Annotated in this window: 8 protein-coding genes; 4 read left to right on the top strand and 4 right to left on the bottom strand. The window is 48.4% G+C overall.

Going from position 1 to position 12,483, the window contains the following annotated elements:
• Positions 1-17 precede the first annotated feature (17 nt).
• The 3 genes from ACXAGQ_RS01435 to pabB form a co-directional block, all read right to left on the bottom strand.
• Positions 18-1,271 carry an aromatic amino acid transport family protein gene (locus ACXAGQ_RS01435; protein ID WP_475251190.1) on the bottom strand — a complete coding sequence of 418 codons (1,254 nt, stop codon included), beginning with the start codon at positions 1,269-1,271 and terminating at the stop codon, positions 18-20.
• A 181-nt stretch (positions 1,272-1,452) separates the two neighbouring features.
• Positions 1,453-2,061: a CoA pyrophosphatase gene (locus ACXAGQ_RS01430; RefSeq protein WP_475251188.1), complete on the bottom strand. Its 609-nt coding sequence runs from the start codon at positions 2,059-2,061 to the stop codon at positions 1,453-1,455.
• A gap of 201 nt (positions 2,062-2,262) precedes the next feature.
• Positions 2,263-3,666 carry an aminodeoxychorismate synthase component I gene (gene pabB / locus ACXAGQ_RS01425; RefSeq protein ID WP_475251186.1) on the bottom strand — a complete coding sequence of 468 codons (1,404 nt, stop codon included), beginning with the start codon at positions 3,664-3,666 and terminating at the stop codon, positions 2,263-2,265.
• Positions 3,667-3,931: 265 nt separating this feature from the next.
• Between pabB and ACXAGQ_RS01420 the strand changes: the two genes are divergently transcribed.
• From ACXAGQ_RS01420 to ACXAGQ_RS01405, 4 genes are all read left to right on the top strand, one after another.
• Positions 3,932-5,440, top strand: coding sequence for a fumarate hydratase (locus ACXAGQ_RS01420; protein WP_475239540.1), 1,509 nt, complete (start codon positions 3,932-3,934; stop codon positions 5,438-5,440).
• A 424-nt stretch (positions 5,441-5,864) separates the two neighbouring features.
• Complete coding sequence (locus tag ACXAGQ_RS01415; RefSeq protein ID WP_475251184.1) at positions 5,865-6,905, top strand: efflux RND transporter periplasmic adaptor subunit; 1,041 nt, start codon at positions 5,865-5,867, stop codon at positions 6,903-6,905.
• A gap of 1 nt (position 6,906) precedes the next feature.
• Complete coding sequence (locus ACXAGQ_RS01410; RefSeq protein WP_475251182.1) at positions 6,907-7,992, top strand: efflux RND transporter periplasmic adaptor subunit; 1,086 nt, start codon at positions 6,907-6,909, stop codon at positions 7,990-7,992.
• A 2-nt stretch (positions 7,993-7,994) separates the two neighbouring features.
• Positions 7,995-11,090 (top strand): efflux RND transporter permease subunit, encoded by a 3,096-nt coding sequence (locus ACXAGQ_RS01405; RefSeq protein WP_475251180.1) that lies wholly within the window; start codon positions 7,995-7,997, stop codon positions 11,088-11,090.
• A 263-nt stretch (positions 11,091-11,353) separates the two neighbouring features.
• Here the strand turns inward: ACXAGQ_RS01405 and pyrC are convergent, their stop codons facing one another.
• Positions 11,354-12,385: a dihydroorotase gene (gene pyrC / locus ACXAGQ_RS01400; RefSeq protein WP_475251178.1), complete on the bottom strand. Its 1,032-nt coding sequence runs from the start codon at positions 12,383-12,385 to the stop codon at positions 11,354-11,356.
• Between the last annotated feature and the right edge of the window lie 98 nt (positions 12,386-12,483).

Genomic DNA, 12,483 nt, shown 5'->3' with positions numbered 1-12,483 from the left:
GTTGGTGATAAATCGCCTTATAGTGCACCGTAGATTACAGAAGTAATCGCTGCAATACCACATAGTGCTGTGAAAACCTGAGCAGCTGCAGATGTTTTGTACTTAGCCATTGCTGGTACTTTCTGCATTGCAAAGATTGGCATTAGGAACAGGATAGCGGCAATCATTGGCGCGCCCATTGTTTCAATCATGCCCAGGATGCTTGGGTTAACTACTGCAACAACCCAAGTGGTTACCACGATGAAGCCTAGAGAGATTTTCTCGATCTTGCTCTTTGGCATGTCAGAGCGAGACTTAACTAGGCCAACTAGACCTTCGTGAGCACCTAGGAAGTGGCCGAAGTAGCTAGAAGTAATCGCTGCGAATGCAACCAATGGACCCATTAGAGAAATCATTGGAGATTCGTGGATGTTTGCTAGGTAAGACAGTACAGAGATGTTCTGTGATTGTGCTTCAGCTAGCTGCTCTGGAGACAGAGAAAGCACCACTGAGAATACGAAGAACATTACGAAGCCCATCAGCATCATTGCTGCACCGCCAGTGATCATGTCAGTTTTCTGAACTGCATTGTCACCGTAAACACGACGCTGTTCTTTAGAGAACTGAGAGATGATTGGGCTGTGGTTGAACGAGAACACAATGATTGGAATTGCTAGCCAGATGATAGAAGGCATTGAACCCCAGTCTGGGCTAACAGACACCATTGAAGCGTTCCAGTCAGGAATCAGGTAAACAGATAGTGCTAGTAGAACGAATACTAGAGGGTAAACCATTGCTGAAGTCGCTTTCAGCATCAGTTCTTTACCGAATACAACACCTGCTGTCATTGCCATGATTAGGCCACCAGACAGGATCCAGCGTGGAAGAGATTCCATGCCTAGCTGGTTAACCATGAAAGAGTCAACAGTATTGGTAATACCTACACCGTAGATAAGAACGATTGGGTAGATGGCGAAGAAGTAAGCAAAAGTGATGATGTTTGCGCCAGCTTTACCGAAGTGCTCTTCTACAGTATCTGTAATATCTGCTTCTGGGTTTTTAGCAGAAAGAACGAAGCGAGCCAGGCTCTTGTGAGCAAACCAAGTCATTGGAAGAGCAAGCAGGGCAAGGATAACAAGAGGCCAGAAACCGCCAGCACCGGCTTTGATTGGCAGGAACAATACGCCCGCGCCAACAGCAGTACCGAATAGAGATAGTGCCCATGTTACGTCTTTATACGTCCATCCTGCTTTTGCAGCGCTAGTTGCTGCTGTGCTTGTAGATGTTTGCATGATTATATATCCAAAGTTAATTACGGAACGGAAATTAGGAACGGAGCGCATTTTCGTGATTTATTGCAGGAAAACTTTGATCGAGATCTCGTTCTGTAACGGGGCGAAATTGCAATACAATTTAGTGTGATCTTGATCACATCGAGTGGTGGGGTAAAATTAGGGAAATTATCGTGTCAGATTAGATTTTCTCATGCCAGAGCTGATCTGACAGTACTTTGAGCATCTGGGCGGTTGCCCCCCAGATTGAATACTTGCTGAATGGAACTGAATAAATATTGTGTACTTTTCCATCAAGCGTAACTTTCTGTGTCTTGATATTCATCGGGTTTAATACATGTTCAATAGGTGCCTCGAACAATTCATCAACCTCGTTTGGATCCAGTTCTGGCCTGTAATTAGGTGAGATAACCGATAAGTACGGCGTGACGATATAACCACTGATAGTGGGTAAGCTAGGTAGCTGCCCAACAATACTATCACGGCTGCATAAAATACCAGTCTCTTCATGGGTTTCACGCAGTGCGGTATCAATCAAATCAACATCTTGTGGCTCATAACGTCCACCAGGAAAAGAAACTTGGCCTGGATGATGCTTTAAATGGTCTGCACGGCGGGTGAAGATCATACTGAAAGACCCATGACGTGGCACAAGAGGTATGAGCACGGCAGCAGGCTTTAGGGCATGGCCTTCGCTAATATGTTGGCGAACACGACGGGTGTGGCTTTTATCGTAGCTAGCCTGTGGTGCTAGCATAAAGCGGGTAATGATCTGTTGTTGGCAATTCATAAACCTTCCGTGGTGTTACTGTTACGGCATACTATTAACTATAGATGTTGAAACAGCGACTTAGCGAATTGAATTTAATACTAGGCGGTTTTAATGCTGCGGATCCGTGCAGCACTTATTTGATAAGACTATCGATAAATGAAGGCCAAGCCAATAAAAATTGATTGGAATGGCCCTCACCTCAAGACAACAATTATCCAGTTAATTCTCTAGAACTGGCAAAATCCGGCTCAGTTTATCAAGCGTTTCCTGGTACTCGCTGTCAGCCTGGCTGTCTGCGACAATCCCGCCGCCAGCCCAAACATGGAGCTTTTGGTCGTTGGCAACCAAGGTACGTATAGTGATGCTGGTATCCATCTGGCCACAGCGGCTGATATAGCCGATGCTGCCGCAATAGGCACTGCGGCGATTAGGCTCTAGCTCTTCGATAATTTCCATTGCCCTGATCTTCGGGGCGCCGGTAATCGAGCCGCCCGGGAAACAGGCACGCAACAGATCGGTCGCAGTATATTGCTCATCCAACTCGCCCGTAACGGTACTGACCAAGTGGTGCACGGCAGGGAAGCTTTCTACATCGAACAAAAGTGGCACCTTGACCGAGCCCGGTTTTGCCACCCTGCCGATATCATTGCGCAGCAAGTCGACGATCATCAGGTTCTCCGAGCGATCTTTCTCGGTTGAACGCAGGTCATCAGCTAACGCTTTGTCACGGGCAGGATCATTATCTCGCGGCCGCGTACCTTTGATTGGCTTGGTTTCAATATAGCCTTCACGGTGCTGGAGGAACCTTTCCGGTGACACTGACAGTATTGCGCTGTCGCTGGTGCGCAGAAAGCCAGAGAAAGGCGCACCGTTACGCTCTTCTAACAAGCGATAGGCTTGCCACTCATCGCCTTGATAACTGGCTGAAAAACGCTGGGTTAGGTTGATTTGGTAACAGTCACCTGATAGCAAATACTGCTGGATACGATCGAATTTGTTGCAATATTCGTCTTTGTCCATGTTGGCTTGCCATGGTGATGTTAATGCAAACGCAGCAGGGTGTTGCGATTTGGTAGCAGCAGCGATTTGCTTGACGCTACAGCTGCGCTGTTGCAGCCAATGTTTGCGGTCACTGCCTTCAGGGGATACCAAATAAAGCTGCTCGGTTTGATGATCGGCAATTAACGCCCAGTCATAAATGCCAACAGCCATATCTGCAGTCGCAATATCGTGTTTGGCGGTACTGGCTATTTTTTCAACGCGCCTGCCGAGGTCGTAGCTGAACAACCCGACTGCGCCGCCGATAAAAGGCACATCTTTCAAAGGGCTTGTTGAAGGAACCAACTGTTGTTGAAGCGACTGGATCAGCGCGAATGGGTCATCACTGCTCGTCTTTTCATCACCATTTGAAAAATTAATATGAGTTGTTTCACCATATGTCTCTAAAGTGGCTAAAGGATCAGCAACTAAAATGTCGAATCGATTATCTGGGTGATCAGAAGCCGCCGAGCGTAATATCATAGCCCAAGGCTGGCCCGCAAACGATTCAAACCACGTTAGCGAGGCGTCTTTGTGGTAGTCGAGTTGTTCGATACTCAGTTCTGGATGCGATTTACAAATCATTTTCTTTTTTGTGACAGGTGTACGTTTGCCGCATGGCGCGAATTTATCCGCAAGAGTATCATAAACACAGAATTTAATCCGACGCCCAAGGACGTCCTGAGAGCATTATTTTTAGCTAGTAGCACTGAAATAGGCTTGATGGAGAAATGCCATGAGGATCATGGCCGCGTGGTTGCATTTTTCTACTGAAAATGTGAATCACACCCTACACTGGAAGCATAAAAATCGGGCGCCAGGGAATGATAAAAAATCAACGAGGGCAGATATGACCGTCATCCGTAAACAAGATGTAATTAGTAGTGTGGCCGATGCGCTGCAGTACATTTCTTACTACCATCCGCTCGACTTTGTCCAGGCTTTGGAAAAAGCTTACGACAAAGAGCAGAGCCAGGCTGCAAAAGACGCAATTGCTCAGATCCTGATCAACTCGCGTATGTCAGCTGAAGGTCGCCGCCCAATCTGTCAGGATACCGGCATCGTGACCTGCTTCGTCAAAATTGGCATGAATGTACAGTGGGATAGTGATCTAACTGTACAGGAAATGATTGACGAAGGTGTCCGTCAGGCATATACCAACCCGGACAATCCTCTACGAGCCTCTGTCGTAGCGGATCCTGCTGGTAGTCGTAAAAATACCAAGGACAATGCCCCTGCCGTTGTTCATATTGATATGGTACCTGGCGACAAAGTTGAAATTCAGGTTGCGGCTAAAGGTGGCGGTTCTGAGAACAAGACCAAAATGGTCATGCTCAACCCGTCTGATGACGTGGCTGAATGGGTCGAAAAAACGGTACCTTTGATGGGCGCAGGCTGGTGTCCACCGGGCATGCTGGGTATAGGTATCGGTGGTACTGCCGAAAAAGCGGCGGTATTGGCAAAAGAATCTCTGATGGAATCTATCGATATCCATGAGTTGCAGGAGCGCGGTGCGCAAAATGCAGAAGAAGAATTGCGTCTTGATATCTACAACCGAGTGAACAAACTGGGTATCGGTGCGCAGGGTCTTGGCGGTCTGACAACGGTATTGGATGTGAAAATCAAAACCGCACCGACGCATGCGGCTTCCAAACCTGTTTGCATGATCCCTAACTGTGCAGCAACTCGTCACGTGCACTTTACTCTGGATGGCACGGGTCCGGCTGATTTGTCTCCACCTAAACTGGAAGACTGGCCGGAAGTGACTTGGGAAGTGGGTGACAATGTTCGTCGTGTAAACCTTGATGAAATCAGCAAAGAAGATGTTCAGGAATGGCGTTCAGGTGAAACTATTTTGCTGTCAGGCAAAATCCTGACCGGCCGTGATGCGGCACACAAGCGCATCCAAGATATGCTGGCCAAGGGCGAAGACTTCCCGGTTGATTTCAAGAACCGCTTTATCTACTACGTTGGCCCTGTTGATGCGGTTGGCGATGAAGTGGTTGGCCCAGCGGGTCCGACGACTTCTACCCGTATGGATAAGTTCACCGACATGATGCTTGAGCAAGCTGGTCTTACTGGCATGATCGGTAAGGCTGAGCGCGGTCCTGCAGCGATTGAGTCAATCAAACAGCACAAAGCGGTTTACCTAATGGCTGTAGGCGGCGCGGCATACCTGGTGGCTAAGGCTATTAAACAAGCACGTGTGGTAGCCTTTGAAGATCTAGGTATGGAAGCGATTTACGAGTTTGAAGTCGAAGATATGCCAGTAACCGTTGCGGTTGACGCCGAAGGGGTCAACGCCCACCAGACTGGCCCGGATACTTGGAAAGTGAAAATCGCTGAGCTTGAAGGTTAATAGTTGCCTTAAAAGAGCAGTATGCTGATAGGTATCAGTTTGAAAAGGAGCCGACAGGCTCCTTTTTTATTGCCTGTTTATTGGGGTCGGTATCAGACAGCTTATTGAGTCATATAAAAATAGCTAAATCCCCCTCAAAAAATTACTCATTCTATGCGTTTGAGCGAGTTTGAGATTTCTTCATCTGATTATTACTGACTTCTCCTGATTTCCTGCTAGTTCCTATCGTTGTTGGAAATGTGCTCTGATAACGTCAGTGCCTTTCTTAATAACCTGTTTTTTGTTGTTTTTCTGCGCTTTGTTTAATTAATGTAGCGACATGTGGACTATAGTATTAACAAGCATTTTGGTGTCATGCGGTATCGCTCTGTGTGATTGGCGCCATAAATAAATACAACAATAATGAAGAATTACAGAGGATCTTATGGGACGCTTGATGTGGGCCCCGGCCTTGTTAGCATTATTGGTACAAGGATGCGGGGATAAAGAAAACGTCATTCCTGAACCAAACTCCCGGCCAGTAAAACTTGAAGCCGTATCGGTTGGTGAAAATGAGACTTTCCGAACCTTTCCAGCGGTTGTAGAGGCCGGTGACAAAGCAGTATTAGCTTTTCGGGTACCCGGACAGTTAGACAAGGTACACAGTAATCCGGGAGATATCGTAAAACGTGGCCAAGTACTGGCTCATTTGAATACCGATGAGCTGAGCCTCTTGCTTGAGCAGGCTAAGGCTGATTATGAATTAGCTTACGTGCAATATAAACGTGATAAAGAACTGCTCAAGACCAATGTCGTGTCAGAGCTGGACTTTGATCGTTCAGAAGCTGAGCTCAATCAGGCCAAAGCTGATCTCGACAAAGCTCAAGCAAATCTTAGTTATGCCAGTTTAGTTGCTCCTTATGATGGTACGCTCTCCCTATCGCTGGTGGAAAATTATGAATATGTCGCGGCCAAACAACCCGTGATGCATATCCAAAGTGCTGGGCTGATTAATGTGACCTTTCAGCTGCCTGACCAGCTCCTTGCTCGCTTCCAACATCAAGAAAGTGTGGAACGGGACCCTACCGTTAGCTTCGATACCATTCCAGGGCAAACATTCTCTGCTGAGTTCAAGGAAATCGATACTGAAGCGGACGAAAAGACCTCGAGTTATAAAGTAACTCTCTTTATGGAACGCCCCAAGGGCTTTAACTTGTTGCCGGGTATGGCAGGGCACGTTCGTGTCGCCATTCCGCATGTTACAAGTGGTTCTATACCGTCCCGGGCTATCTTGACCGAGGGGGAGGAGACATTTGTCTGGCGTGTTGATGAGCAAGGGATAGTCAGCAAGGTGCCAGTTCAGCTTGATGAGCGACGTAGAGTCCTGAACGGATTGAATGACGGTGACTTGATTGCAACATCAGGGGTATCGGAGTTACAGGAAGGGCAAAAAGTGCGTAAATGGGTAAAAGAGCGGGGACTGTAGGATGAAGATGTTAACGCTAATACCTTGGGTATTGGGTGGCACTATGGTGCTGGCTGGTTGTGAGAAAGCCGCTATTGAGCCACGTACCGTGGTAGCGCCAGTTTCAGTCGCTGAAGTAAGAATGGCAGATGCTGCACCTCAATTAACCTTTCCTGCAGTAGCCGCTGCTGCCGACAAATCGAGCTTGTCTTTCAGGGTACAGGGAGAAATCAGCTTTATTGCTGTTCGACCCGGTGATCAGGTGAAGAAAGGGCAGCTTTTGGCTCGTCTTGACCCGACTGACTATAAATTGGAAGTGGATGATGCCCAGGCTAAGTTCAATGTGGCCGATAGCCAATATCGCCGTTCGGCGAAACTGGTCAAGCAGGGCTTCTTGCCTCAGTCACAATTTGATGAGTTAAAGGCGGAACGCCGGATTGCCAAAGCCCGCTTGGATTACGCCAAGCTCAATTTAACTTTTACAGAACTGAAAGCCCCATTCTCTGGGGTGATTTCCCGTGTACCAGTTGAACAATTTGAAAATGTTCAGGTAGGGCAACTGGTTATGAACCTCCACCTTGCTGATCAGGTCGATGTCATTATCCAAGCGCCTGATATGATTTATTCGCAAAGCACGGCGGTAGAAGTTCAGGAATCAAAGCCTGGGGCGAAGATTTTGCTAGAGGATGGTGCGGCATACCAAGCATTTCTCAAGGAGTTTACCACTGAGCCGGATCCTGATTTGGGCTCGTTCCTCGTTACCTTAACCATGCCGATGCCTAAAGATCGCTTTATCCTCGATGGGATGGCAGTTGAGGTTAAAATTGATGCTCAGAAGCTTAAGGTTTACCGAAAAGGGGAGCCGGTTATCCCGCTCGAAGCCATTTTCAACGAAGATGGCGATGAATTGGCAATGGACAATAAATTTGTCTGGGTCGTCAATGATGACAATACAGTGAGTAAACGCAAAGTCGTCACCGATAAAGTGGTTCCACATGGTGTCAGGCTACTCGAAGGATTGGAGGCGGGTGAGCATATTGTTGTCGAAGGTGCGAATAGATTACGTGAAGGCCAGTCGGTCACCATAGTGGATAAGGAGGCGGGCTGATTATGAAGCAGGATATTGCGAGCTATTTTATTCGGAATAAAGTGATCAGCTGGATGCTGACATTGATCTTCTTGATTGGCGGTACCATGGCCTTCTTCGGGCTTGGGCGGCTGGAAGACCCGGCATTTACTATCAAAGATGCGATGGTGGTCACCGCTTATCCCGGTGCAACGCCGCTTCAGGTTGAAGAAGAGGTGACGTACCCGATAGAAAAAGAAATACAGCAATTGATCTATGTTGATGAGGTTAACTCGGTGTCTAGCCGTGGGCTATCCCAAATCACCGTGACCATGAAGAACAACTATGGGCCGGATGATCTCCCGCAGATTTGGGATGAAATGCGGCGTAAGGTGAACGATCTCAAGCCATCATTGCCGCCAGGGGTGCAGGAGCCGTCGGTTATCGATGATTTTGGTGATGTTTTTGGTATTTTGCTGGCGGTGACTGGCCAAGGTTATAGCTATAAGGAGCTTAGCGACTACGTTGACTACCTGCGCCGTGAAATAGAGTTGGTTGAAGGGGTCGGTAAGGTATCGGTTACTGGTACTCAGCAAGAGCAGGTTTTTATTGAAATCTCATTGCAGCGCTTAAGCAACTTAGGCATTTCACCACAAACCATTTATAGCACATTGGAGACTCAGAACCTGGTCACCAGTGCCGGGGCCGTGAGGATAGGAAGCGAATATATCCGAGTTCACCCAACCGGCGAATTCCAAAGCGTTGATGAACTCGGTGATTTGATTATTACCGAGAGTGGCGCAGAAGGGTTGATCTACCTAAAAGATGTGGCAGAAATCAAGCGTGACTTCAAGGAAGTGCCAAGTAACCTGATCAGCTATAACGGGCGCCAGGCACTGCATGTCGGGATTTCCGCGATTGAAGGGGTCAATGTGGTTGATGTCGGTAAGCGGGTCGAGGCAAGACTTCAGGAGCTCAAAGAGCAGCAGCCGGTCGGTATTGATATTGGTGTGGTATATAGCCAGCCAACCGAGGTAGACAAATCGGTCAGCGGCTTTATCATCAGCCTAGGTCAGGCGGTAGCGATTGTTATTGTTGTCCTGCTGTTCTTTATGGGGCTGCGTTCAGGCTTGCTGATTGGTTTGATCCTGTTGCTTACTGTGTTAGGCACCTTCGTCTTCATGAGCTGGCTCGCCATTGACTTGCAGCGGATTTCGCTCGGTGCCTTGGTTATCGCTTTGGGTATGCTGGTGGATAATGCGATAGTGGTGGTAGAAGGGGTGCTGATAGGCATGCAGAAGGGGAGAACCCGGATGCAAGCTGCCTCGGATATTGTGACCCAAACCAAGTGGCCGTTGCTCGGGGCAACCGTTATTGCAGTGATGGCATTTGCACCGATTGGCCTGTCGCAGGACTCAACCGGAGAGTACTGTCGTACGCTGTTTACCGTGTTGTTGGTTTCCTTGATGCTCAGCTGGTTTACCGCGATCTCCCTGACGCCGTTCTTCAGTGACTTGTTCTTCAAAAGTGTCAAAACAGGTAATGCTGATCCGGATGCCGACCCTTATGCGGGCAAGATTTTTGTTTTGTACAAGGCATTTCTTGAGTTCTGTATGCGCCGTGCTTGGTTGACGGTGATTGTACTGGTAGCGATGTTAGGGGCAAGCCTATACGGCTTTACCTTGCTTAAGCAATCTTTCTTCCCGTCATCGACCACGCCGATGTTTATGGTCGATGTTTGGTTACCTGAAGGGACGGATATCCGGGCAACGGATGCTACATTGGAAGAGCTAGAAGGCATTATTTCGCAGGATGAGCGGGTTGAATATATCAGTACCAGTGCTGGTAAGGGGTCACAACGTTTTATGCTGACCTATACCCCGGAGAAGAGCTACTCCTCTTATGGAGAGTTGGTGATCAGGGTTAAGAGTTTCGAAGACGTTCTACCTGTGATGGGGATGATTGGGGGCCTTCTTGATACCAAACACCCAGAGCTTGAATACAAGCTCAAGCAAATTATGCTAGGCCCATCATCAGGCTCAAAAATTGAAGCCCGTTTGGTCGGCCCAGACCCGACGGTTCTTCGTACGCTCGCTAAGCAAGTTGTGGATATCATGAATGCGGATCCTGGCGCGTTTAATATTCGCCATGATTGGCGTGAGCGGAACAAGGTCATTGAGCCGGTCTTTAATGAAAGCCAGGCGCGTCGTTATGGGATCACCAAGAAAGATGTCGATGACTTATTGCAGATGTCATTCTCTGGCTTAACGGTTGGGGTATATCGAGATGGTACCAACCTGATGCCGATTGTTGCTCGCTTGCCTGACGAAGAGCGCGTCGATATAAGTACCATCGAAGGGATGAAGATTTGGAGTCCGGCAACCCAGGGCTATATTCCGTTGCAGCAGGTGATCAACGGCGTGAATGTCATCTGGGAAGACCCGCTAATTGCCAGGAAAGACCGTAAGCGAATGCTAACGGTGATGGCAGACCCGGACCCATTGGGTGATGAAACAGCCGCAACGGTACAGGCACGGATCCAACCGCTTATCGAAGGGCTGGATTACCCGCCGGGCTATTCGCTGGAGTGGGGCGGTGAGTATGAGTCTTCAGCGGATGCTAAAGCCTCTCTGTTCCAGACCATGCCGATGGGTTACTTGGTGATGTTCCTGATCACTATCTTCCTGTTCAACAAAGTGAAGGAAGCATTGATAGTTTGGGCCACCGTGCCACTGGCGGTTATCGGGGTAACTACCGGCTTGCTATTGCTCAAGACACCGTTTGGTTTCATGGCCTTGCTAGGTTTCCTCAGCTTGTCGGGGATGTTGGTGAAAAACGGTATCGTACTGCTCGATCAGATAGAGATCGAAATTGCCAGTGGTAAGGATAAATACCAGGCGGTGGTTGACGCGGCGGTGAGTCGTGTAAGGCCGGTATGTATGGCAGCAATCACCACCGTGCTTGGTATGGTGCCGCTGCTACCGGATGTGTTCTTCAAGCCGATGGCAGTAACCATTATGTTCGGTTTAGGCTTTGCAACCGTGCTGACGTTGATTGTGGTGCCTGTGCTGTACCGCCTGTTCCATAATGTAGCATTGCCGGGGACGAGCCCTGTGGCACCGGAACCAGTGCACAGCTAGTTACTTATTTAACGGTAAGATAAAGAAAGGGGCGCAATGTGCGCCCCTTCATTTTTAGGAATAATATATCTCATCGATCCATACATCAGGATAAAATTTCAAAACCTACTCTACATGGATGTAGAGTTGGAGCGACATGGATGTCTTTTGCGTTTTTGAAATTTTCATACTGGTGTCATGGAAGTTCGTTTCTGACTTAACTTATGAACAAAGGGGCGCATATTGCGCCCCTTTATATTTGTCTTGATATACAGTGACAGGTTTTAAGCTGTTACTTTCCAAGTCATCTCTTCACCAGCGCGGATTGGCACAACAACATCATTGCCGAAGGCCATTGTTTCAGGCACTGCCCAATTTTCTTTGGTCAGTGTGATGGTATCTGCGTTGCGTGGTAGGCCGTAGAAGTCAGGACCATTGAAGCTGGCAAAGGCTTCTAGCTTATCTAGTGCGCCTGCTTGCTCGAACACTTCAGCATAAAGCTCGATGGCGGCGTGCGCAGTGTATGAACCTGCACAACCACAAGCCGATTCTTTGCGGCCTTGAGCATGTGGTGCTGAGTCAGTACCCAGGAAGAACTTCGGACTACCGCTGGTCGCTGCAGCAACAAGCGCTGCTTGGTGCGTATTGCGCTTTAGGATCGGCAAGCAGTAGAAGTGTGGGCGGATCCCGCCAACCAGCATGTGGTTGCGGTTGAACATCAGGTGGTGTGCAGTGATAGTCGCCGCGACATTTGGACCTGCGTTAGTAACAAACTCTACCGCATCTTTAGTAGTGATGTGCTCTACCACGATCTTCAGGTTTGGCATCTTTTCAACGATAGGGCCAAGCACGGTGTCGAGGAACTGCTTCTCGCGGTCGAAAATATCGACGTCGTGAGTGGTTACCTCACCGTGGATCAGCAGCAGCATACCTTCTTCCTGCATCGCTTCCAGCGTCGGGATCAGTTTGTCGATTGAAGTGACACCTGAATCTGAGTTGGTGGTTGCACCGGCTGGGTAAAGCTTGGCGGCATAGATATGGCCAGTGGCTTTTGCTTTGCGAATTTCGTCAGGAGTGGTGTTGTCGGTGAGGTAGAGCGTCATTAGAGGAGAGAAATTGCCTTGAGGCTTTTCGGCAAGGATACGGTCACGGTAAGCAAGGGCTGCTTCTGTATCGGTTACCGGTGGGACCAAGTTCGGCATGATGATAGCTCGACCCATATAGCGGCTGGTATCGCGAACAGTGTCATTGAGCACGTCGCCATCCCGCAGATGTAGGTGCCAGTCATCAGGACGTGTAATCGTAATAGTCGTCATTGTTGCTTCCCTCCCAAAAAAAATCGACCGATTCTAAAACCTCTACCAGTGCTTGTAAAGCGGCATGTTCAAACTATTGAATTAATTGGTGCAGATTA

The organism is Photobacterium sp. ABD4_091 (genome assembly GCF_056160145.1).
This window is presented reverse-complemented; position numbering and strand designations above follow the sequence as displayed.